The organism is Gordonia zhenghanii (genome assembly GCF_021738965.1).
Lineage (GTDB): Bacteria > Actinomycetota > Actinomycetes > Mycobacteriales > Mycobacteriaceae > Gordonia > Gordonia zhenghanii.
In genome coordinates this window covers 224,711-246,664 of the sequence record NZ_JAKKOQ010000008.1, presented here as the reverse complement: position 1 = coordinate 246,664, position 21,954 = coordinate 224,711, and the positions used below count along the sequence as shown (strand labels likewise).

The following is a 21,954-nucleotide window of genomic DNA, read 5'->3' as shown; positions in this document are numbered from 1 at the left end:
TCTCTTCGTGGGTAGGGCCGTCTCGGAAGCGATCCGGGTGGTTTACGCTGTTCGCGATCATTCGAGAAAGGGCCCGTCACGTGGCAGGAAAGCAGAGGGTCAGCGTTTCGGCGAAGACCCCGAAGAGCAAGGCGCGCAAGGACAGTGGGGCGACAGCAACCGGACAGAAGTGGGCGGCGACGCCGGAGGCCGAGTCGAAGGCGCTGAAGCTGCGCGTCGTCGCAGGCGTGCTGTGGGCTCTGGCGATCGCGCTCGAGGTCTTCACCATCGTGTGGGCATTGGTCCCCGACAAGGAGTTCGACAACGCGCGGATGTGGACCGTGATCGGTCTGATCGTCGGCATCGGCGTGCTGACGGTGATCGGGTCCCTCCTCTGGAAGAAGGCGAACAAGCTCGACCCGGCGTCTGAAGAAGACAAGGTCCGGTTCTTCGTGCAGAACCAGCTCGGTGTGATCATCACCGTCCTGGCCTTCCTACCACTGATCGTGTTCGTCCTGATGGACAAGAATCTCGACGGCAAGCAGAAGGGCATACTCGGCGGCGTCGCCGCGGTGGTGGCTGTCGTCGTCGGCATCGCCAGTGCTGACTTCGACCCGCCTTCGGTGGAGAAGTACACCGAGGACCAGAACGTCATCACCCTGCTGCACGACGGAGACGCCGACGCGCCGGTCTACTGGACCAAGTCGGGCAAGGTCTACCACGTCTGCGACAAGGTGTCGGCGGTCAACCAGGAGTCGGCGGACAACACGATCTACGACGGCACGATCGACGCAGCGCAAGAGGCCGGCAAGGAACGTCTGACCAAGCAGTGGAAGTCCGAGGCCCGCACCTGCGGTTTCGCCGAGGACGACATCACCCGCGTCGAGCAGGGCCTGAAGTCCAACCCGTCGAGACTCATCGAGCCGTCGGCATCCGAGAGTGAGACCGTCGGCGTCGGCTGACCGCGCGTCGGGCTTAGGGTGGACGTGTGAAGGCTCTCGAAGCGCTGTCCGAATGGCCCGTCGACAATGTCGCCGGAGCGCTCCTCACCGGACGAGGTCTCGCCGGCACGTTCGGCGACACCGCACGCGTGTACGACCTCGCGTCGGTGACCAAGCTGATCGTCGCTCACGCGGTGCTCCTCGCCGTGGAGGAAGAGGCGATCGGTCTCTCGACGCAGGCCGGGCCTCCCGGCGCGAGCGTCGAGCATCTGCTGGCGCACGCGTCAGGGATCGCTTTCGACGCCGACGAGGTTCAGGCGCCGCCGGGGGAGCAGCGGATCTACTCGAGTCGGGGATATGAGGTGCTCGCCGATCTGGTGGCCGCCGAGACCGGAATCGCGTTCGACGAGTATTTGCGCCAAGCGGTGTGCGAGCCGCTGGGTATGACGTCGACGGTGCTGGCCGGGTCGGCGGGCCACGGTGCGCGGTCGTCGGTGGACGATCTCGCGCGGTTCGCGGCCGATCTCCTCGATTCGACGCTGTTGTCCACGCAGACCGCGAGTGCGGCGCGGACCGTCCATTTCCCCGACATCGACGGATTCGTTCCCGGCTACGGGAAGTTCCGTCCGAACGACTGGGGTCTGGGACCCGAGATCAAGGGCGCCAAAGCGCGGCACTGGACGGCGCCGTCGCACTCGGCGTCGACGTTCGGTCACTTCGGCCAGTCCGGGACGTTCCTGTGGGTCGATCCCGACCGGCACGCCGCCTGCGTGGTGCTGACCGACCGCCCGTTCGGGGCGTGGGCGAAGCCACTGTGGAGCGAGTTCAACCAGGGCATACTGGACGAACTCGAATCATTACCCGATTAGGACGGTGCCGTGCGGTCACTGACGGCCGATGACCTCGGCCTTCTACTCTCGTTGTTCGCGGTGCTCCTGCTCGCACTGGCCGCGAACTTTCACTTCTCCCGCAAAGCCGTTCGGCGGCACCGCAAGGCCGCGCTCACATTCGTCGTACTGACGTTCCTCGGCGAACTGTCGACCGTCATCGCGTTGCTGCTGACGTGGGTTGCGTTGTGGAGCCCAGCGGCCTGGGATCGGATCGACGACCTGCTGGTGTTCGTCCCGGGCACGATCTCTGTCGTGTGCGCGGTCCTGCTCACCGTCGAGTCGGTGGGGTCCCGGATCGTCCACATCCTCCGTGCCGAACGAGACGAACCGTTGGTGGACGTCCGGGAGTGATCAGCCGACGCGCTGGCGCAGCCAGGTGACTTCGGCTCCAGCGCCGCCCATCCGGTAGGTCTCCAGCGCCTCGTCCCACGCGGTGCCGAGGACTGTGTCGAGCTCGGCAGCCAGGCCCGCGCTGTCGGGCTGGTTGTCCATCATGGCCCGCAGCTGCATCTCGCCGATGATCACGTCACCGTTCGCACCCGTGGAACCACGCCAGAGTCCGAGACCGGGGACATGGCTGAATCGTTCGCCGTCGACGCCGTCGCTGGCGTTCTCGGTGACTTCGTATGCCAGGCCCGGCCATTCGCGCAGCGCGGACGCGAGCCGTGCAGCAGTCCCGACGGGGCCGGTCCAATCGACCGTCGCCCGCATACGACTGGGCTCGGCGTCTTGCGCCGACCACTTGAGATCGGCGCGCGCGTCCAGCGTCGACGACAGTGCCCACTCCACATGCGGGCACAGCGCGACGGGAGAGGCGTGGATGTACACCACGCCTGTCGTCAGGTCCGCAAACTGATTGAGATTGCGCACTGGTCATTCACCTCCGGTTCGACGAGGAACGTCTTCCCCAAGGCACCGCGTCGAATCGGATAGCACACTGCTGTTAGAGAGTATGCCTTGTGAGGTGCGTGTTGCGCTAGTTCTATTTGTGGCGAGATGTTCGCGACGTACAACGACGACCGCTCACTTCACTGCCGTTCGCTCATCTCGGGAGGTGAGCGAACGACGTCGAAGTGAGCGGCCGTCGTTGTAGTGAGCGGTTCGGGCTACAGCGGGATGTTCTTGTGGCGTCCACGGCGCGCAGGGGCGGCAGCAAGCGCCTCGGCGATACGGCTGCGTGTGGTGGCCGGATCGATGACCTCGTCGACGACACCGATCGACTGCGCGCGTCCCACGCCGCCTGCGATCTGCTCGTGCTCGACGGCCAGACGTTCGTGGAGAGCTTCGCGCTCGTCCTCAGGGGCTGCGGCGAGCACCTTCTTGTGCAGAATGCCGACAGCGGCCTTCGCGCCCATGACGGCGACCTCGGAACCCGGCCACGCGAAGACGGCCGTCGCGCCGAGCGCGCGTGAGTTCATGGCGATGTAGGCGCCGCCGTAGATCTTTCGAGTCACCAGCGTGACACGCGGGACCGAGCACTCGGCGAAGGAGTGCAGGAGTTTCGCACCGCGTCGGACGACGCCGTTCCATTCCTGGCCGACGCCCGGGAGATAGCCGGGGACGTCCGTCAGGACGACGAGCGGAACGCCGAACGCATCGCACATGCGCACGAAACGGGAGGCCTTCTCAGCGGCCTCCGAGTTCAGGCAGCCGCCCATCCGGAGTGGGTTGTTGGCGATCACGCCCACCGAGCGACCGCCGAGTCGGCCGAGGCCGATCGTGATGTTCGGCGCCCACTTGGCCTGCATCTCCTCGAACGTCGAGGTCTCGGTGACACCGTCCTCGGCGAACTGGGTGTCGAGAACGGCCTCGACGATCGGATGGACGTCGTAGGCGCGGCGATTCGACTTCGGCAGAAGAGCGCGGATATCGGTGTCGCCCGCCACGGCGCGAGCCAGGTCGACCTCGCCCGGCCGCGAGAAGGTGCCGACGAGACGGCGAGCACGCCAGTAGGCGTCGGTCTCGGAGTCGGCGGTGATGTGGCTGACGCCCGAGCGCTTGCCGTGCGTGTGCGGGCCACCTAGTTCTTCCATGCTGACGCTCTCGCCCGTCACCGACTTCACGACGTCCGGGCCGGTCACGAAGACCCGGCCTTCGGGCGCCATGATGACGACGTCGGTGAGCGCGGGCCCGTACGCGGCTCCGCCGGCAGCGAAGCCGACGACCACGGAGATCTGCGGAACGTAACCGGATGCGCGGACCATGGCCTCGAAGACGCCGCCGACCGCGTGCAGGCCTTCGACGCCCTCCGCCAGACGGGCGCCGCCGGAATGCCAGATGCCGACGACCGGAGCCTGCTCGGCGATGGCGGTGTCGATCGCATTCACGATGTGAGTGCAACCGACCACCCCCATGGCACCGCCCATCACGGTGCCATCAGTGCAATAGGAGACGGTGCGGACACCGTCGACGTCACCGACGGCCGCCAGCACACCCGATCTGTCACGGGGGTGCAGCAGCTCGACGGTGCCCTCGTCGAAGAAGGTCGTCAACCGAAGCAGCGGGTCACGGGGATCCGTCGCTTCCTCATGGCCGGGGATGGGTGCCAGTGTGGTCATCGGTTTACTCCTATGCGGGGGAGGTGAATCAGTAGCGACCGAACGTCAATGCGACGTTGTGTCCTCCGAATCCGAAAGAGTTGCTCAGCGCGTAGTCGATCTGTCCGCGTCGAGGCTCACCGTGCACGACGTCGATGTCGCCGCACTCCGGGTCGAGCTCTTCGAGATTCAGCGTCGGCGGAATGACAGACTCCTCCACCGACTTGATCGTCAGGACCGCTTCGAGAGCACCGACGGCGCCGATCGAATGTCCCAGCGCCGACTTCGGCGCGTAGATGGCCGCATGGTTGCCCACGGCCGCCTGGATGCCCTCCGACTCGGCGGTGTCGCCGATCGGAGTCGACGTCGCATGCGCGTTCACATGCGTGATGTCCGACTTCGCGAGCCCGGCGGTCTGCAGTGCGCGAGTCATCGCCCGCGCATTGCCCTGACCGGACGGGTCCGGAGCCACCAGGTGGAAGCCGTCGGACGTGATGCCCGCGCCCAGAAGTCGGGCGTGGATGTGAGCACCGCGCGCCTTGGCGTGGTCCTCCCGCTCGATGATCAGCATGGCGGCGGCTTCACCGAAGACGAAGCCGTCACGTGCCTTGTCGAACGGACGCGACGCCGCTGCCGGGTCGTCGTTGCGGGTGCTCATGGCACGCATCATCGAGAACGCTGCGATCGGCACCGCGTCGATGTGTCCCTCGACTCCGCCGCACACCACCATGTCGGCGTCACCGAAGACGATGTGCCGCCAGGCGTGAGCGATGGCCTCGGCGCCCGACGAGCAGGCAGAGACCGGAGTGATGACACCTGCGCGTGCACCGACGTTGAGGCCTGCGACGGCCGCGGGGCCGTTCGGCATCGTCATCGACACCGCGAGCGGCGACACCTTGCGGTAGTTGCCGGTCGTCTTGATGGCGTTGTCGGCGTCGATCATCGCGTCGGCCCCGCCCATCCCGGTGCCGAGCACGACGGCCAGACGGTCGCGATCGACCTCCGGCTCACCCGCCTGCGCCCACAGACGCTTGCTCATGATGTGGGAGACCCGCTCGACGTACGCCATGCGGCGCGCCTCGATGCGGGTGACCTCCTGGGTGGGATCCTCGACGAGCTTGCCGCCGATACGAACCGGCAAGTTGTACTTGCTGACGTACTCGTCGGTGAGCTCGCGGATGCCGGACTTACCGGCGACGAGATTTTCCCAGGTCGTGTCCAGGTCGGCGCCCAGTGACGTCGTGGCGACCATAGAGGTCACCACGACGCTGGGGAACTCCCCACCGCGAGTGGAAAAGTCACGCAGCTCAGTCATCAGGACTGGCTCGCCTCGATCTGGGCGGCGATAGCAGCAGCGGTGTCCGGGTTCTCGGCCTCGAGCTTCTGGACGTAGGCGACGGTGTCACCGACGGTGCGCAGTCCGGCGAGGTCCTCATCGGGAACCTTGACGCCGTACTTGTCCTCGACCTGAACGGCGATCTCGACCATCGACAGCGAGTCGATGTCCAGGTCGTCGACGAAGGACTTGTCGAGGGTGACCTCCGACGGCTCGATACCGGTGACCTCTTCGATGATCTCGGCGATGCCGGCGACGAGCTGTTCCTGAGTTGCAGCCACTGTGTGGCTCCCTTCTAGTTCGTGTTGCTTTGCGTGTTTCCGGAGATCAGCGGGTTCGCTGCTGGACAAGTCGATGATCGACTCTCCGGTGGCCGGGGGTTACCCGACCGCTATCCAAGTCCTGGGACGTCCTCCAGATCTGCGGGGACGTTGACGGCGCGCGAGGGCACGCCCTTGAGTTCGCGCCTGGCGATACCGACGAGGGTTCCGGCCGGGGCGAGTTCGACGATCGCATCGGTGCCGGTTGCGAGCATCGTCTGCGAACAGAGGTCCCACCGTACGGGGCTGGTGACCTGGGTGACGAGCTTCTTGAGGGCGAGGGCTCCGTCGCCGACGGGCTCTCCGTCCGCGTTCGACAGCAGGGTGTGCGTCGGATCGGCGGGGGCGATCTCGGCGGCAGCAGCAGCGACCGCCTCCTGCGCGGGAGCCATGAACTCGGTGTGGAAGGCGCCCGCGACGGCGAGCTTCCGGACCCGGGCCTTCTCCGGCGGGTTGGCGGCCAACTCGTCGATCGCGTCGACCGTTCCGGCTGCGACGATCTGCCCCTTGGCATTCCGGTTGGCCGGCACCAGGTCGAGTCCAGCGAGGTGCAAGAGGACGGCGGCCTCGTCGCCACCGAGGACGGCGGCCATCGTCGTGGGCTCGAGCGCGCAGGCCTTGGCCATCTCGCTGCCGCGGATGCCCGCGAGGCGGACCGCCTCGTCCGGGGTGATCACGCCGGTGATGGCTGCAGCCGCGAGTTCGCCGACCGAATGGCCTGCCACGACGGTGTCTGCGGGGAGTGGGCCGTTGCGACGGGTCAGTTCGTCGAAGGCGAGGAATGAGGCGACGACGACGAGCGGCTGGGTCACCGCGGTGTCGGTGATCTCCTCGGCCGTAGCGGTGGTTCCGAGACGCGCGAGGTCGAGCCCAGTCGTCTCCGACCACGCGGCCACACGGTCACGGTTTCCCGGAAGCTCAAGCCATTCGGCGAGCATTCCGGGTTTCTGAGAGCCCTGTCCGGGCGCAAGCATCGCAAGCACGTGACTAAGCGAACACCCTTAAGGCCCTCCGTGTGGGTGTTGAGTCGTATGAACCTTGGCCATGAAATTTGTAGGTTTCCTACAAAAGTGTCACGAGTGGCACCTTCATCGTCATCGGCCCGTTATCCGTTACCGCCTGGGTAAAAACGTACCGGACGTGCGGATCTTTCTCACGCAATGTGTAACGCATGTGACTCACGTGGCTGTTTAATGCGATTCTTGCTGAAAATGAGTCAACCGACCGACGGTCAGGGCCACACGAAGGATGTAGGCGTCCCGAGGGTTACCTGGATCACGACCCGTGACGTCGGTCACTTTTTTTAGTCGGTATCGAACAGTATTGGGGTGGATGTAAAGCTTGCGCGCGCACGACTCGATGGAGCCGCCCGCATCGAGGTACGCCTCGAGGGTGCCCATCAGGGTGTCGTTGTCGCCGCCGAGGGGAGTGACGAGCGAATCGATGAGCATTCGAACGGCGTCGGCGTCGCCGCTCAAAGCGCGCTCGGGGAGCAGATCGGAGCTGTAGACCGGGCGCGGGGCGCTCTGCCAGCCGGTCACCGCGCGCACGCCGGCGAGAGCTTCCACAGCCGACGCGTGAGCGGCGGTGAGGTTCGCGGTGGTCGGCCCGATCACGACGGGCCCGTCGGCGAAGTGTTCCAGGAGGTCAGTGAGGAATCGATCCGACTGGCGCAGTGAACCGCCGACGATGGCGACGAGAGTGCTGCCCTGCACCACGGACAGCGTCGCACGGTCGTACTGCTTCGCCGTGGTGTGGACGGCGATCGGCACCGACACGTTCTGCTCGGGCGGAGGCGTTCCGACGATCACCGTCGCAGGCGAGTCGCTCGGCCAGTTCAGCGCGGCCGCGCGGGAAAGGAGTTGCGCGTCGTCGTCGCCGCGGACGACGGCGTCGACGACGAGCGCCTCCATCCGCGAGTCCCAGGCCCCGCGCGATTCGGCGGCCGCGGCATAGATCGCTGCCGCCGCGAATCCGATCTCGCGGCCGTATCGGAGCACCGACTCGGTGAGCGCACGCAGTTGGGCGTCGTTGCGAGCGAGGAGCGGAAGCCACTTCTCGAAGAACTCCATTGCCACGCGGACCATCTCGACGGTCTGCAACAGCGTGATGCGGCGCGCCAGATCCTGGGGGACCACCTGGAAAGCCTGCACCGTGAACTTCACGTTGCCCTCGGGGTCCTGGATCCATTCGACGAAGTTGACGACGGCCGTCTGTACGACGAGTTGGACGCTCGCGCGCTGCGCTGCGTCGAGCTCGCTGAAGTAGGGGAGCTGGTCGGACATCGAGTGCACGGCTTCGGTCGCCAAGCGGCCGCTGTACTGCTTCATTCGACGCAACAACGTATCGGGCAGTGCATCGTGCACCGTCGCCGGCGCCGGGACGTGCGCACCTTTGTCGGCGAACACGTCGGTTGCGCGGGTGGACTTCAGCGGTTGGTCGGACACGTCACCAATGTAACGCTGATGGCTCGTTGCGAGGGTCGAGCGCCGCGTAGGACCCCGGCCAGGACGTACGACGCCGCCACCGGATCCCGGTGACGGCGTCGTGTCGGTCGCGACTGCAGATCAGGCGACGCCGGGGTCGGCCGTGGACACCGGGGCCGCCATCGGATCGGTGATCTGGTACTTCGTGGCGGCATCCGAGGCGACGGAGCGATCGATCTTTCCGTCCCGCGCCAGGGCGACGAGCACGCCGACGGCGATCGACGCCGCGTCGATGTTGAAGTACCGGCGAGCGGCCGATCGCGTGTCGGAGAACCCGAAGCCGTCTGCACCGAGCGTCAGGTAGGTGCCCGGTACGTACGCGCGGATCTGCTCCTGGACGCCACGCATGTAGTCCGAGGCCGCAACGAACGGGCCGGAGCGCTGGCTCAGCACCTCGGTGACGTACGGCGTCCGGACTGTGCCTTCGCGCAGTTCCTCACGGTCACAAGCGATTCCGTCACGCGCGAGCTCGTTCCATGAGGTCACCGAGTACACGTCCGCAGCGACGTTCCAGTCGGCTGCGAGTAGGCGCTGCGCTTCGATCGCGTCGTTCATCGTGATGCCGGAGGCGAGGATGCCTGCCCGTTGGTCGTGGTCGCCCTCGGCCGGACGATGCAGGTAGATGCCCTTCAGGACACCCGCGACGTCGAGGTCTGCGGGCTCGGCCGGCTGGTGGATCGGCTCGTTGTAGACGGTGATGTAGTAGTACACCTTCTCCGGATCCAGTCCGTACATGCGGCGCAGACCGTCGTCGACGATGTGCGCGAGTTCGTAGCCGAACGCCGGGTCGTACGCGACGACGCCCGGGTTGGTTGCGGCGATCAGGTGCGAGTGGCCGTCCGCATGCTGCAGGCCCTCACCGGTGAGCGTTGTGCGGCCTGCGGTCGCACCGATCACGAAGCCGTGGGCCATCTGGTCGGCCGCGGCCCACAGTCCGTCGCCGGTCCGCTGGAAACCGAACATCGAATAGAAGATGTACAGCGGGATCATCGGCTCGTTGTGCGTGGCGTACGACGTCCCCACCGCGGTGAAGCATGCGGTGGAGCCAGCCTCATTGATGCCTTCGTGCATGATTCGGCCGTTCTCGGCCTCCTTGTACGCGAGCATCAGTTCCGCGTCGACCGACCGGTAGTGCTGTCCGTTCGGGTTGTAGATCTTCAATGTCGGGAACCAGGAGTCCATGCCGAACGTGCGGGCTTCGTCCGGGATGATCGGCACGATCCGCTTGCCGATCTCCTTGTCGCGCATCAACTCCTTGAAGATGCGGACCAGTGCCATCGTCGTGGCGACCTGCTGCTTGCCCGAGCCGCCGGCGACCGCTTTGAGAGCGCGCGTGGTGTCGGGCCGCAACGGCTCCGGAGTCATGTGGCGTCGCGGGAGGAATCCGCCGAGCGTGCTCCGACGCTCGAGCAGATATTGGGCCTCCGGCGAATCGACGCCCGGGTGGTAATACGGCGGCAGGTACGGGTCGGACTCGAGTTGCGCGTCCGAGATCGGAACGCGCGTCGTATCGCGGAACGCCTTCAGATCGTCGAGGGTCATCTTCTTCATCTGGTGGGTCGCATTGCGTCCCTCGAAGTGCTCGCCCAGCGTGTAGCCCTTGATCGTGTGCGCCAGGATGACGGTCGGCTGTCCCTTGTGATTCATCGCGGCCTGGTAGGCGGCGAAGATCTTGCGGTAGTCGTGGCCGCCGCGCTTGAGGTTCCAGATGTCCTGGTCGGTGTAGTCCTTGACGAGTTCCTTGGTGCGGGGATCCCGTCCGAAGAAGTTGTCGCGGATGAAGCCGCCGTCGTTGGCGCGGTAGGTCTGGTAGTCGCCGTCGGACGTCTTGTTCATCAAATTGACCAAGGCGCCGTCCTGGTCGGCCTGCAGGAGGTCGTCCCACTCGCGACCCCAGACGACCTTGATGACGTTCCAGCCTGCACCCCGGAAGAACGACTCCAGTTCCTGGATGATCTTCCCGTTTCCGCGAACCGGGCCGTCGAGGCGCTGCAGGTTGCAGTTGACGACGAACGTCAGGTTATCGAGGTGATCGGACGCCGCGACCTGTGCGAGTCCGCGCGACTCCGGCTCGTCCATCTCGCCGTCGCCGAGGAATGCCCACACGTGCTGTTCGGAGGTGTCCTTGATGCCGTTGAGCCGCAGGTATTTATTGAACCGTGCCTGGTAGATGGCATTCATCGGGCCGATGCCCATCGACACAGTCGGGAACTGCCAGAACTCGGGCATCAGCCTCGGGTGCGGGTACGACGGGAGGCCGCCGCCCAGGCCCGCGTGACTGTGCTCCTGTCGAAATCCGTCCATGCGGTGCTCGTCGATGCGGCCTTCGAGGAACGCGCGTGCGTAGATGCCGGGGGAGGCGTGGCCCTGGATGAACAACTGGTCGCCGCCGCCCGGATGGTCGAGACCGCGGAAGAAGTGGTTGAAGCCGACCTCGTAGAGCGACGCCGACGACGCGTACGTCGAGATGTGGCCGCCGACGCCGATGCCCGGTCGCTGGGCTCGGTGGACCATGACCGCGGCGTTCCACCGGATGTATGCGCGGAAGCGGCGCTCCATGTCCTCGTCGCCGGGGAACTCGGGTTCCAGATCCGTGGGAATCGTGTTGACGTAGTCGGTCGACGTCAGTTGCGGCAGGACGACACGCTTGTCGTCGGCGCGCTCGAGCATGCGGAGCATCAGATATCTCGCGCGTTCGGGGCCCGCGTTACTCAGCATCGCGTCGAACGATTCGAGCCACTCGTCGGTCTCCGAAGGGTCGCTGTCGGCGAGGTAGGACGCCACACCGTCGCGGATCACCTTGACGCGGCTCGACCGCGCTCCGGTGCTCGGTGTGCTCGTGGTCAGGTCAGTCACTTATCCACCAATCTTCCTCTAGCGCACCGTGATGGTCTGCGGTGCACATCTCACATGGCCGTCGGGGTGGTGACGGTCGAATTCGTTTGGAGTACTCAAGGATTCTTGCGCACTCTCGGTTCCATGGTGCCTCAAATCACGGTGCTCGGAGAACGATGTGCCGAGTCACACGTTCTACTCTGCGGTAACCTCAAACCATTCGTGTCTACGCCAGGGGGAGTCGCATGAAAGGCGTTCGATCAGCCGTCGTCGGGGTGGCGTTGCTAGCGGCCGCGATGCTGATCACGGGGTGCTCCGACGATTCCTCGACCGTGCCGGCGTCGGCCGAGTCGGTGTCGGACGTGTCGGCGGGCGCGCCGTCTGCGGAGCGATCCGACGTGGAGCGGGTGGCCGCGATTCAAGTGTGCCGCCAAGTGATCACGTCGGCGGGTGTGATGGTCCGTGACTACAACACCTTCATGAAGCAACTCAACAAGACGCAGTCGTACGAGAGTGTCGGATCAGAGGATCGCTGGGCGGTCGAGACTCTCGAGACCGGCGCCGACGTCGTCCGAAAGGCCGTCTCGCCTGCGACGCCGACCGACCTCGTCGATGACGTCTCGGAGTTCGTCGACAGTTCAGAGAAGCTCGCCGAGCGGATCGGGCGCAAGCAGCGTGCCGGCCTCAATCGCGCCTCCGACGAGTGGGACGACAAGCGGAGCGCGGCGCTCGACGGGTGTGCCGAATACCTGCCGACGCAGTGATCGCCGGAAGCAGATACTTGGTCCCGGACATGGGTGTCTGCTGTCGAATACCGGCCGAACCCTCTACGCTTGCCTTACGTCTCGCTTCGGCGGACGTGGAATCAGAACAGCGATCGGGAGGACTCACGCGGTGGTAGCCGCCACAGACGACAAGGCGAGCAAGCTCGGATTCACCAACGGAATGGTGATTCAAGAGCGTGGTTGGGACGAAGACACCGATGACGACCTGAGGGCCGACATCGAAGACGCAATCGACGCAGAGATGCTCGACGAGGACGCTATCGACGTCGTCGACGCAGTGATCCTGTGGTGGCGTGACGACGACGGAGACCTGGTCGACGAGCTGATGGACGCCATCGGTCCGTTGGCCGAAGGCGGATACGTCTGGGTTCTGTCGCCGAAAACCGGTCTCGACGGTCACGTCGATCCAGCTGTCATCGCTGAAGCCGCACCGACCGCAGGTCTGACACAGACATCCATCGTGAATCTGGACGACTGGTCCGGCGCACGACTGGTGACACCGAAGGCTCGGTCGGGCAAGAAGGCATGACAAGTTCCGGCACCGCTGTCGCCGGCCCCATTCCGGTGGGGTCGGTCGCGCCGGATTTCGAGTTGCGCGACCAGAACAATCGACGGGTCTCGCTCTCGGGCCTACGTGAACACGGCGACGTTCTCGCCGTCTTCTTCCCGCTTGCGTTCACCGGAACCTGCGAAGGCGAACTCGGGCACATCCGCGACAATCTTCCGCGGTTCTCCGACGACACTTTGACGACCGTCGCAGTGTCGGTCGGCCCGCCGCCGACGCATAAGGTCTGGTCGTCGGCGCAGGGGTATCTGTTCCCGATCTTGTCGGACTTCTGGCCGCACGGCGAGGTCGCGCGCAGTTACGGCGTGCTCGACGAGCAGCGCGGATACTCCAACCGCGGCACTTTTCTCGTCGGTCGTGACGGATTGATTCGGCATTCCTCCATGGTGGGCCCCGGCGAGGCGCGCACCGAGGACACTTGGACGGCGGCATTCACCGCCCGCAGCTGAATCGTGCTGCGCTGACTCAGTCGCGGAACGCGGTGGCCAGTGCTGTCGCGAAGAGGCGGTTGCGCTGTGTCGCACCGGTGGCGTTGAAGTGGATTCCGTCGTCGGCGTACCAGGTGGGCTGGGCTTCGGCGGCGAAGTCGTAGACCTTCAGGTTCGGGTAGCGGTCAGCGGCGCGCTCGAGGGCGTCGTTGAACGCCGTCATGTTCTTCTTCGCGTACGCCGAGTTGCTCGGATCGTTCGTCATCACAGTCGGCCACAGCACGTTCTGGTCCGTGAGCTTCTTCATCATGCGGTCGATCCGCTCGTCGGCGGTGACCTTCGAGCCCTTCGCGATGTTGGCGGCGTCGTTGATGCCCAACGCGATCACCCAACATCCGCGGTCGCCACGGGCCAGCGCGGTGTCGACGGCGTCGAGTCCGTTGGGCTCACCGTCGACCTTCTCGACGATGGAGCGCCCGCCGCCCGCGTCGAGGGTGACGTTCTTGACGCCGACGCGCTCGTATTGGGCGGTGAGACGATCTGCGGGTGCAGCTACCTTGGACGCGCTGTCGACGCCGACAGACGTGGAGTCGCCGATCTGCGTCACCTGGGTGCACGAAGTGCGTCGCTCGGTGGTCGGCGTGTTCGGGGTGCCGGGCTTCGCAGGGGTGAGCAGATCGAACAACGAGGTCAGATCGCTGGAGCCGTTCGGGTCGATCGGCAGTTCCTGCAGTACGTTTCCCGCGCTGTCCATGAGTTCGCCGATCGTCGGTTCGGCCGTGGCCTGCCCGGGAGCGACCGTTGCCAACGTGGCGGCGACGGTGACGGCGCCTACCGATGCGGCGGCGCGAAGGCGCCACGTCGGTCGACGTGAAGCGGAACGGAACTCATTCTTTGTAGTCACAATAGCCACAGTAGACAACATGAACCACATCCGTTTCAAGGGAAATGGGGTTGCGAATCGATCACACCGGGTGTCGTCGCAGGTCGGCAGATCGTTCCGGATTTGCCAGATCCGCGCACCGGTGCGCGAAACCCTGGACGAGATCGGTGGTGTCGAGCAGAGTCGGAGGCGTTGCACGCGGGTGTGGCTGAGAGGCTAAGCAGCGGTCTGCAAAACCGTCTACGTGGGTTCGAATCCCGCCATCCGCTCTGGTCATCGGCCTAGTCCGCGGAGCCGCCGCATGCGTTTGACGACGATCGGGGAGTACGCGAGTGCTGCCGGGTCGTCGAGCAGTCGGTTGAGTTCTTGGAAGTAGCGGGTCACCGACAGGCCGAGTTCGGCCTGGACGGCTTCGGCGTGGGCCTCGGCAGTGCGGTGGTGTCGCCGCGACAGGTCGAGGATCGCCCGGTCAGCAGCGGACAGTTCTCCGGGCCCAGGGTGGGGTGACTCGGACGCGGACATACCTGATCGTCCCTCCTAGGTACTGAGGTTGCGAGCCGCAGCCTCGATTCACGCACCGCACACTCAGATACGTCGTCACACTCTCATTGCGTCTTAGCAGCCTCCGCCCAGGCTGCTAAGACGCAATGAAGGTGTGACGAGGTATGCGAGGGTGCGGTCCGAAAGGTGCGGATGCGGCGTCGTCGTGCCGGGGGTGGGTGTGCTGCTGTGTGGCATGGTTACTGCCACTGACCAGGTCAAACGTGGTGCGCGCAAAGGGATTTGAACCCCTGACCGCTGGTGTGTAAGACCAGAGCTCTACCGCTGAGCTATACGCGCGTGGGCCGTCGTCGGAACGGCGGCTCCACAGAACAATATCGGGTGCGCGGTGGCGGGCTCAAACCGGTGTTCGTAGACTCGACCGAGGCCTGCCCCAGCGAGAGGATAACCGCGTGAAGACTCGAGTCGAGAAGGCGCCGGTCATCGCGGCGCTCGCCGCACAGTGGACGACGATCGACACGCTTGTCAGCGATCTCTCCGACGAACAATTCTCGTCCGAGTCGGGTCTGCCGGGCTGGTCGGTCGGCGACATCATCGCCCACATCGTCGGCACCGAGAACATGATCGACGGGCTCGAAGCCGACGCCGGTCGCGACGTATCCGGACTGGACCACGTGAAGAATCCGATCGGTGAGCTCAACGAACGGTGGCTCGACCATTATCGTGCCCGCAGCCGGGCCGAGTTGATGGCGGACTATCGGTCGATGACGGCCAAGCGCATCGCCGACCTGACCGCGATGGACGACGAAGCGTGGAATGCGGACGCCGTCACGCCGGTCGGCCCGGAGAGCTACGGGCGATTCATGCGGGTGCGGACCTACGACAGCTGGGTGCACGAAGTGGACCTGCGCGATGCGGTCGGTGCAGGCGAGCCGTCGGATCCGGTGCCCGCCCGGTTCGCGTTGGAAGAGATGGCGGTAGTCATGCCGTACATCGTCGGCAAGAAGGCTTCGGCTCCGAAGGGAAGCCGCGTCACGTTCGACTTCACCGGCCTGGTGCCGATGCGTGTGCACGTCGCCGTCGACGACCGGGCAGCTCTGGTTCCCGAATTGGACGGTCCCGCCGACGTCACGCTGCGGACGACGATCACGGACTACACGCGGCTCGCGGGCGGCCGGCCCGGTGCGGCCGAGGCGAGTGTGACCATCGACGGCGACGTCGCCCTCGGATCGGCGATCGTCGACAGCCTGCACTACATGATCTGAACGGGGAAGACGTCCCCCTCGCCTCCTATTCGGACGCCTCGTCGCGACGGATCTTTCCCGAGCCGAACGCAGCGGCGTCGCGACCGGTCATCAGGCGAGACGGTTCGGGATCGGCGCGAAGCGCCCGTTCGAGGGCCGCTGACTCGGGGAGGTCGCCGTCGCCTGCGACGACGACGATGTTCCCGCTGCGTCGGCCTTTGAACATCGACGGGTCGGAGATGAGTTCGACGTTCGCGAAGACGTCGGCGATCGTCGACACCTCCGAGCGCACCGACGCCAGATCACGGCGATCGCCGCAGTTCGCGATGTAGAGACCGCCGGGCACGAGGACCCGCTGCACGGCGCGAGTGAACTCGACGGTCGTCAGATGCCCGGGAGTGACGCTCGCGCTGAACGCGTCGCGCATCACCACGTCGCGGGTCTGCTCCCGCAGACTCTCGGTGACCTCGCGGGCGTCTCCGACCCGGATCCGCAGCCTCGGCGCCCGCGGCAGGTCGAACCATTCGCGTGCGAGACGGGCCAGTTCGGCGTCGATCTCGACCGCGACATGCCGCGACTGCGGGTACCGGTGTGCGAGGCGCCGGGGGAGCGCACACGCCGCGGCCCCGAGATGCAGCACGCGCAGGGGCGTCGCCGGATCGGGGTACTGGTCGACGATGGCGGCCGAGGCCTGGCGCATGTACTCGAAATCCAGTGCGTCAGGTCGGTCCGGGTCGATGTGACTGCTCTGCGCACCGTTGACCGACAGCAGCCAGCCTCCGTCCACGCTGTGCACGAGTTCGGCGGTACCGGTGGAGATGTCGAAGACCCCGGCTTCGGGAGTCGGGCGAGAGGCGGCCATGACCACCGATGATATCGGCGGTCGATACGATCACCGGATGCGCCACCGTCACACCGACGCCGTCGGGTCAGCCGTCGGAGCTCTCGCCGACTCGGTGTTCGCCGATCCCCAGCGGGGACATCCGGTCGCCGTGTTCGGCAGCGGGGTCGCCGCATCACAGAACGTCCTCTATCGAGACGATCGTGCACACGGCGCGGTGTTCGCCGCCTGGTGGATCGGCGTCGGTGCACTGTGCGGCGTTCTCGCGCGACGAGCCGGGACTGCGGGGACGGCGGCCGCCACGTTCAGCGCACTCGGCGGAACGTCGCTGTGCCGGATCGGCGACGAGATCGCCGCCGCACTCGAATCCGGTGACGTCGACGGCGCGCGGACCGCGGTCGCGGGACTCGTCGGCCGCGACACCACGCGGCTCGACGAGACCGGTATCTGCCGTGCGGCGCTCGAGTCGATCGCCGAGAACACCTCGGATGCCGCTGTCGCGCCGCTGTTCTGGGGTGCGGTGGCCGGAGCGCCCGGGATGCTCGGATACCGAGCCGCGAACACCCTCGACGCCATGGTCGGGTATCGGTCGGAGAAGTATCTCCGTTTCGGATGGGCCTCAGCGCGGATCGACGACGTCGCGAATCTGGTCCCCGCCCGCGTGACGGCATCGATCGTCGGAGCGCTTTCGGGCCGTCCCCGCGAGGTATGGACCGCCGTTCGGCGAGACGCAGGCAGTCATCCCAGCCCCAACGCAGGCGTAGTCGAAGCGGCGTTCGCCGGAGCCCTCGGAATCAGTCTCGGCGGGCGGACCGAGTACGCGCACGGCGTCGAAGATCGTCCGCGACTCGGAGACGGGCCGCCGCCGACAGCCGCGGATCTGCGTGCAGCAGTGGCCTTGTCGCGCCGAGTCCAGCGAGCCAGCGCAGCAGCGGCAGTCCTGGTTCGGGCCGGGTCGGGACGCTACTTGCCGTAGCGCTGCGCCAGCCTCGTCTTCACCGCATCGTCGTCGGCGGTGTTCGCCGAACCGTCGCCGATCTGTGTGCCCGGGGCAGCGTGCACATCGTTGCCCGAGCGGAAACCCGTTTCGCGAAGCGCCTGACGGACGCGGTCGCGTTCGGACTTGCTCGTCGGTGGTGGAGCGTCGACGACAGCGGTGTCATCGCCCTCGGCGCGACGGGCGCGACGGGCCTTGACCTCGCTGTAGATGAAGTACGCCGCGCCGAGCGGGACCATCACGCCGAACGCTAGCCATTGCAGACCGTAGGAGAGGAACGGGCCGGACTCGAGCTGAGGAAGCTCGATCTCGCCGAGTGATCCCGGCTGATTCGGTGAGAGCTGCAGATAGTACGGGTCCATCGACAGGCCGGTGAGGCGCGAGAGTTGCGCGGTGTCGATCGTGTACGCCGTGGACTCGCCGCCTTCGGTGCGCGGCTCCTTGCCCGGGCTCGTGCCCTCCGACTTACGGAGTCGGGCCGCGATGCTCACGTCGCCCAGCGGTGGCGCAGGGATGCTGACCTGGCCGTTCTCGCTGTTCGCGACGATCCCTCGATTCACCAGGATGGTCCGGTCCGAGCCGGCGATCTGGAAGGGCGTCAACGCTTCGATGGCTGGCCGCTCTTGCGCGTAGCGGAACCTCAGCATCACCTGGTCGTCGGGCAGGTACCGCCCGCGCAGGGTCACCTCGTGCCACTCGTTGTTCGGGTCGAGGGGGCGACCGGCCGGAGCCAGCTGATCGATCGGCACCGCGTCGGTGTCGACGGCGGCGCGGATCAGGTCGTTCCGGTGCTCGGTGTCGCTGTTCTTTCCCAGCTGCCACGGCGCGAGGACCGCGAAACATGCTGCCGCGAACGCGATGACGAACAGCAGAAGCAGCAGCCACCCGGGCTTGAGGAACGAACGGAGGACGCGCACGTCCTCCAGGATACGGATCAGGCTCGAGTGGCCAGCGTCTCCTCGGTCCACGCGATCAAGCCCGGTATCGCGGCCTCCGCTTGGGTACGGACCAATTCGAAGTCGTCCTGCGTCCCGTAATAGGGGTCCGGCACCTCGTCGCCGTCCTCGTCTGGGGCGAAACTGCGGAGCAGTCGGACACGGTCACCGAGGCGCTTCCGCTCCAACTCCGCCACGTGCCCGCGGTCTGCGACGACGAGAAGGTCGGCGGACAGACGGTCGGGAGTCAGTTGGGACGCGATGTGCGCATCGGAGTAGCCGTGCGCCAGCAGTTCGGTGCGAGCACGGTTGTCCGCAGGCTCGCCGACATGCCAGCCTCCGGTGCCTGCGCTGGTCACCCGGACGCGGTCCGACAGCCCGGCCTGTTCGACGGCGTACGCGAAGATCGACGCCGCCATCGGCGACCGGCAGATGTTGCCGGAGCAGACGAAACAGATGTGCAGGGCGCGGTCTTCGGACGTAGCCGCAGCGTTGTCAGACACCGAGTACCTTTCGCAGTTGAGGGACCGTCTCGACGATCCGCCGGTCGTGTCCCGGACCGCCCGCGTGTACGAGGGCGTCCTCCAATTCTCCAGCGTGAGCGTAACCCCATCGGACGCCGAGTGCCGGGACCCGGCAGGACGCGGCACCGTCGACGTCGTGCGAGCGGTCGCCGATCATCAGGAGTCGGTCGGAGTCCGGATCGGCGTCCAACGCGTCGAGGACATGTCGGACGACGGCGGCCTTACCCAGCCGCCCCGCGGCGTCGTCTGCTCCGCCGACGAACGCGAAGTGCGACGTCAGCCCGAAGTGATCGAGGATGTTGCGTGCGATGCGCTGGTCCTTGCTCGTCGCGAGCGCCATCGTGCGGCCCGCGTCGGCGAGGTCGGCGAGCAACTCGGCCATCCCGTCGTAGACCGAGTTCTCGAGCCAGCCCGTGACGTCGTATCGGGCCCGGTAGGCGCGCACGCCTGCGGCGGACGTCGCCTCGTCGTACCCGAGCGCACGCATCGACTCGACCAGCGGTGGGCCGACGATCGTCTGCAGGAACTCGGCGGGCGGCTCCGGTTCGCCGAGGACTTCGAGCGCGTGCAGGAACGAACGGCTGATCCCCGGGTAGCTGTCCGTGATGGTGCCGTCGAGGTCGAACAGCAGGACGGTGTCCGTCGTCATGGGGCCGGTCGAGACGGGGCCGGGGATGGTCGGGGCCGAGATCATGGTTCCATCGTGCACGTAGGCTGAACGATCATGACAGTCGACGTGCCATCCCACCTGCGCGACCGCGACCGGCACGGCGACGCCGACGCACAGGCCGGGCTCGTCGACTTCGCGGTCAACGTCCGACCAGGGCCACCCGAGTTCATCGCGCGGATGTTGCGAGAGCGAGTCGCAGACCTCGCCGCGTATCCGAGCGCACGCGAAGCCGACGACGTGGCACGCCTCGTAGCGCACGTGCACCACCGGAGTCCCGACGAGGTATTGCTGCTCGGCGGCGCGGCAGAGGGATTCGAACTCCTCGCGCACCTGCGGCCGCAGCACGTCGCCGTGATCGCGCCGTCGTTCACCGAACCCGAACGAGTGCTGTCCGCGTCGAACGCCCGGATCACCCACGTCACCCTCGACGCTCCGTGGCGGCTCGCCGACGCAGTGATTCCAGAGGACGCCGACCTGGTCGTCTTCGGGAACCCGACCAACCCGACCTCTGTGCTGCACTCGCGGGCCGACGTCCTCGCGCTGCGGCGCCCGGGGCGCATCGTCGTGGTCGACGAGGCGTTCGCCGACCTCACCCTCGACGGCGATCGGCGGGAACCGGAGTCGGTGGCTGCCGAGCGCGCAGACGACCTGATCGTCGTCAGGTCCGTCACCAAGACGTTCGGTCTCGCCGGTCTCCGCGCCGGATACCTGCTCGCGGCGCCGGACCTCATCGCGCGGATGACGGCGGGGCGACGACACTGGGCCGTCGGAACGCTGACGCTCGCGGCCCTCGCCGCGTGCGCGGGGCCCGAGGGGCAGGCGTACGCCCGCAGCCAAGCGCACCAGGTCGCCGACGAACGTGCACATCTCCTCGCACGACTGTCCGAACTGGGGCTGGCGGCGGAGGCCGAGCCGCGCGCCCCCTACGTGATGGTGAAGATCCCCCAGGCGTGGCAGTGGAAGCACGAATTGGCCGCGCGGGGGTTCTCGGTGCGCAGTTGCGCCAACTTCGAGGGACTGGACGCCGATCACCTGCGGTTGGCGGTCCGTCCGCGCGAAGTGTCCGATGCGCTCGTCGACGCCATGCAAGATGTGAAGAACCGACTCGAGACAGGAGCACCGACGAGATGACCCGCACACTCTCGGACGTGATCGCGCGACTGGAACAAGCGTACCCGGTGGGACTCGCCGAATCGTGGGACGCGGTCGGCCTGGTCTGCGGCGACCCGGACGAGCCCGCCGAACGGGTGCTCGTCTGCGTCGACGTGACCGACGCCGTCGTCGACGAGGCCGTCGCGACCCGCGCGCAGCTCGTGCTCGCACACCATCCGCTGCTGATGCGCGGAGTGACGGGCGTCGGCGCCGACAGCCCGAAAGGGCGAATCGTCCACCGGCTAATCAGGTCCGGGTGCGCCCTGTACTCGGCACACACCAATGCGGACAAGGCCCGACCCGGGGTGTCGGACGCTCTCGCGGACGCCATCGGACTTCGCGACACCGTCCCGCTGAACGCAGAACCGTCCGCTTCGCTCGACAAATGGGTGGTCATGGTTCCCGAGGGGAACGTCGACCAAGTCAGCGAAGCGATGTTCGCGGCCGGGGCGGGCGCGATCGGCGACTACCGCGACTGCCGGTGGGGCGTGGTCGGCACCGGACAGTTCCTGCCTGTCGGCGGCGCGTCCCCGGCGATCGGCGGCGTCGGCGAGCTGACTCGCGTCGACGAGGAGCGTATGGAGATGGTGGCGCCGCGCCGAATTCGATCCGACGTCTTCACCGCGCTCGTCGGGGCGCACCCGTACGAGGAGCCTGCATTCGACGTCTTCGAGCAGGCGCCCGTCGACAGCGACCTCGGGCTGGGTCGCATCGGCAGGCTCCCGGTACCGATGCGATTGGACGAGTTCGTCGCCCACGTCGACGCCTCGCTGCCGACCGCGGCGTGGCCGGTGCGCGGGGCAGGCGACCCCGCAGGCATGATTGAGACGGTCGCAGTGTGCGGCGGGGCCGGGGACTCTCTCGTCTCGGCCGCGTCCCGCGCGGGCGTCGACGCCTACGTCACGGGGGACCTTCGTCATCACGTGGTCGACGAGGCCAGGCGCGACGGGGCTCCGGCGCTGATCGATGCTGGCCACTGGTCCACCGAATACCCGTGGTGCGCCCAGGCCGCCGCGCTGCTCACCGACTTCGGCTGCGAGACGAACGTCTTCGCGCCGCCCACCGATCCGTTCGGCGTCGTCGCCCGACGACCACTGTGACAGGA

Annotated in this window: 23 protein-coding genes and 2 tRNA genes; 11 read left to right on the top strand and 14 right to left on the bottom strand. The window is 66.6% G+C overall.

Translation table 11 applies throughout. The features are described from left to right. Window positions 1-80 precede the first annotated feature (80 nt). From L5G32_RS11395 to L5G32_RS11385, 3 genes are read left to right on the top strand one after another with little or no spacing between them, the layout of a single operon-like run. The gene (locus L5G32_RS11395; protein WP_237011147.1) at window positions 81-941 is read left to right on the top strand and encodes a hypothetical protein; all 861 of its coding nucleotides are present in this window, start codon (window positions 81-83) and stop codon (window positions 939-941) included. A 26-nt stretch (window positions 942-967) separates the two neighbouring features. Beyond that, window positions 968-1,789: a serine hydrolase domain-containing protein gene (locus L5G32_RS11390; RefSeq protein WP_237011146.1), complete on the top strand. Its 822-nt coding sequence runs from the start codon at window positions 968-970 to the stop codon at window positions 1,787-1,789. A gap of 9 nt (window positions 1,790-1,798) precedes the next feature. Beyond that, entirely contained in the window at window positions 1,799-2,161 is a 363-nt protein-coding gene (locus tag L5G32_RS11385; protein WP_237011145.1) for a hypothetical protein, read from the top strand. Here L5G32_RS11385 and L5G32_RS11380 read toward each other — a convergent pair whose 3' ends face one another. The 7 genes from L5G32_RS11380 to aceE all read right to left on the bottom strand — a co-directional run bounded on the left by L5G32_RS11380 (window position 2,162) and on the right by aceE (window position 11,345). Further along, a complete protein-coding gene (locus tag L5G32_RS11380; protein WP_237011144.1) occupies window positions 2,162-2,680 on the bottom strand; it encodes a DUF3145 domain-containing protein in 519 nt (172 codons plus the stop codon). It abuts the gene before it with no gap. Between the two features lie 236 nt (window positions 2,681-2,916). Next, window positions 2,917-4,368 (bottom strand): acyl-CoA carboxylase subunit beta, encoded by a 1,452-nt coding sequence (locus L5G32_RS11375; RefSeq protein ID WP_237011143.1) that lies wholly within the window; start codon window positions 4,366-4,368, stop codon window positions 2,917-2,919. A gap of 28 nt (window positions 4,369-4,396) precedes the next feature. After that, the gene (locus tag L5G32_RS11370) at window positions 4,397-5,662 is read right to left on the bottom strand and encodes a KasA/KasB family beta-ketoacyl-ACP synthase (protein WP_237011142.1); all 1,266 of its coding nucleotides are present in this window, start codon (window positions 5,660-5,662) and stop codon (window positions 4,397-4,399) included. Continuing rightward, window positions 5,662-5,964 carry a meromycolate extension acyl carrier protein AcpM gene (acpM, locus tag L5G32_RS11365; RefSeq protein ID WP_237011141.1) on the bottom strand — a complete coding sequence of 101 codons (303 nt, stop codon included), beginning with the start codon at window positions 5,962-5,964 and terminating at the stop codon, window positions 5,662-5,664. Before acpM ends, L5G32_RS11370 begins: the two co-directional genes overlap by 1 nt. A 110-nt stretch (window positions 5,965-6,074) precedes the next feature. Further along, the gene (locus L5G32_RS11360) at window positions 6,075-6,986 is read right to left on the bottom strand and encodes an ACP S-malonyltransferase (RefSeq protein ID WP_237011140.1); all 912 of its coding nucleotides are present in this window, start codon (window positions 6,984-6,986) and stop codon (window positions 6,075-6,077) included. 207 nt (window positions 6,987-7,193) lie between these two features. Next, window positions 7,194-8,450 carry a PucR family transcriptional regulator gene (locus tag L5G32_RS11355; RefSeq protein WP_237011139.1) on the bottom strand — a complete coding sequence of 419 codons (1,257 nt, stop codon included), beginning with the start codon at window positions 8,448-8,450 and terminating at the stop codon, window positions 7,194-7,196. A gap of 120 nt (window positions 8,451-8,570) precedes the next feature. Next, entirely contained in the window at window positions 8,571-11,345 is a 2,775-nt protein-coding gene (aceE, locus tag L5G32_RS11350) for a pyruvate dehydrogenase (acetyl-transferring), homodimeric type (RefSeq protein WP_237011138.1), read from the bottom strand. A gap of 224 nt (window positions 11,346-11,569) precedes the next feature. Here aceE and L5G32_RS11345 point away from each other — a divergent pair, with 224 nt between their 5' ends. The 3 genes from L5G32_RS11345 (at window position 11,570) to L5G32_RS11335 (ending at window position 13,123) form a co-directional block, all read left to right on the top strand. Next, window positions 11,570-12,088, top strand: a complete 519-nt coding sequence (locus L5G32_RS11345; protein WP_237011137.1) for an Rv2240c family protein — start codon at window positions 11,570-11,572, stop codon at window positions 12,086-12,088. 130 nt (window positions 12,089-12,218) lie between these two features. Beyond that, window positions 12,219-12,638 (top strand): DUF3052 domain-containing protein, encoded by a 420-nt coding sequence (locus L5G32_RS11340; RefSeq protein WP_237011136.1) that lies wholly within the window; start codon window positions 12,219-12,221, stop codon window positions 12,636-12,638. Then, the gene (locus L5G32_RS11335) at window positions 12,635-13,123 is read left to right on the top strand and encodes a peroxiredoxin (RefSeq protein ID WP_237011135.1); all 489 of its coding nucleotides are present in this window, start codon (window positions 12,635-12,637) and stop codon (window positions 13,121-13,123) included. The genes L5G32_RS11340 and L5G32_RS11335 overlap by 4 nt, the downstream gene beginning before the upstream one ends. A 16-nt stretch (window positions 13,124-13,139) precedes the next feature. Here the strand turns inward: L5G32_RS11335 and L5G32_RS11330 are convergent, their stop codons facing one another. Beyond that, a complete protein-coding gene (locus L5G32_RS11330; protein ID WP_237011134.1) occupies window positions 13,140-14,006 on the bottom strand; it encodes an SGNH/GDSL hydrolase family protein in 867 nt (288 codons plus the stop codon). A gap of 177 nt (window positions 14,007-14,183) precedes the next feature. Between L5G32_RS11330 and L5G32_RS11325 the strand changes: the two genes are divergently transcribed. Next, window positions 14,184-14,254 (top strand) — tRNA-Cys (locus tag L5G32_RS11325). A gap of 4 nt (window positions 14,255-14,258) precedes the next feature. Here the strand turns inward: L5G32_RS11325 and L5G32_RS11320 are convergent. Further along, the gene (locus L5G32_RS11320) at window positions 14,259-14,507 is read right to left on the bottom strand and encodes a DUF3263 domain-containing protein (RefSeq protein ID WP_237011133.1); all 249 of its coding nucleotides are present in this window, start codon (window positions 14,505-14,507) and stop codon (window positions 14,259-14,261) included. Between the two features lie 243 nt (window positions 14,508-14,750). Continuing rightward, window positions 14,751-14,825: transfer RNA gene (locus L5G32_RS11315), tRNA-Val, on the bottom strand. 113 nt (window positions 14,826-14,938) lie between these two features. On the opposite strand from L5G32_RS11315, the gene L5G32_RS11310 reads away from it, so the two are divergent. Beyond that, the gene (locus L5G32_RS11310) at window positions 14,939-15,751 is read left to right on the top strand and encodes a maleylpyruvate isomerase family mycothiol-dependent enzyme (RefSeq protein ID WP_237011132.1); all 813 of its coding nucleotides are present in this window, start codon (window positions 14,939-14,941) and stop codon (window positions 15,749-15,751) included. 25 nt (window positions 15,752-15,776) lie between these two features. On the opposite strand, the gene L5G32_RS11305 is transcribed toward L5G32_RS11310, so the two are convergent. Next, window positions 15,777-16,592 (bottom strand): spermidine synthase, encoded by an 816-nt coding sequence (locus tag L5G32_RS11305; protein WP_237011131.1) that lies wholly within the window; start codon window positions 16,590-16,592, stop codon window positions 15,777-15,779. Between L5G32_RS11305 and L5G32_RS11300 the strand changes: the two genes are divergently transcribed. Then, window positions 16,591-17,547, top strand: a complete 957-nt coding sequence (locus tag L5G32_RS11300) for a cobalamin biosynthesis protein (RefSeq protein WP_237011130.1) — start codon at window positions 16,591-16,593, stop codon at window positions 17,545-17,547. The two genes, L5G32_RS11305 and L5G32_RS11300, sit on opposite strands and share 2 nt — an antisense overlap. Here the strand turns inward: L5G32_RS11300 and L5G32_RS11295 are convergent. The 3 genes from L5G32_RS11295 to L5G32_RS11285 are packed head-to-tail and all read right to left on the bottom strand — an operon-like array spanning window position 17,535 to window position 19,721. Beyond that, the gene (locus tag L5G32_RS11295) at window positions 17,535-18,485 is read right to left on the bottom strand and encodes an SURF1 family cytochrome oxidase biogenesis protein (RefSeq protein WP_237011129.1); all 951 of its coding nucleotides are present in this window, start codon (window positions 18,483-18,485) and stop codon (window positions 17,535-17,537) included. The two genes, L5G32_RS11300 and L5G32_RS11295, sit on opposite strands and share 13 nt — an antisense overlap. Before the next feature lie 17 nt (window positions 18,486-18,502). Further along, window positions 18,503-19,006, bottom strand: coding sequence for a low molecular weight protein-tyrosine-phosphatase (locus L5G32_RS11290; protein WP_308192034.1), 504 nt, complete (start codon window positions 19,004-19,006; stop codon window positions 18,503-18,505). Continuing rightward, window positions 18,999-19,721, bottom strand: coding sequence for an HAD hydrolase-like protein (locus L5G32_RS11285; RefSeq protein WP_237011128.1), 723 nt, complete (start codon window positions 19,719-19,721; stop codon window positions 18,999-19,001). The genes L5G32_RS11290 and L5G32_RS11285 overlap by 8 nt, the downstream gene beginning before the upstream one ends. 30 nt (window positions 19,722-19,751) lie before the next feature. Between L5G32_RS11285 and cobC the strand changes: the two genes are divergently transcribed. Together cobC and L5G32_RS11275 are read left to right on the top strand one after the other, a co-directional pair. Beyond that, window positions 19,752-20,828, top strand: coding sequence for an Rv2231c family histidinol phosphate aminotransferase CobC (cobC, locus tag L5G32_RS11280; RefSeq protein WP_237011127.1), 1,077 nt, complete (start codon window positions 19,752-19,754; stop codon window positions 20,826-20,828). Then, window positions 20,825-21,949 (top strand): Nif3-like dinuclear metal center hexameric protein, encoded by a 1,125-nt coding sequence (locus L5G32_RS11275; protein WP_237011126.1) that lies wholly within the window; start codon window positions 20,825-20,827, stop codon window positions 21,947-21,949. Before cobC ends, L5G32_RS11275 begins: the two co-directional genes overlap by 4 nt. Window positions 21,950-21,954 lie beyond the last annotated feature (5 nt).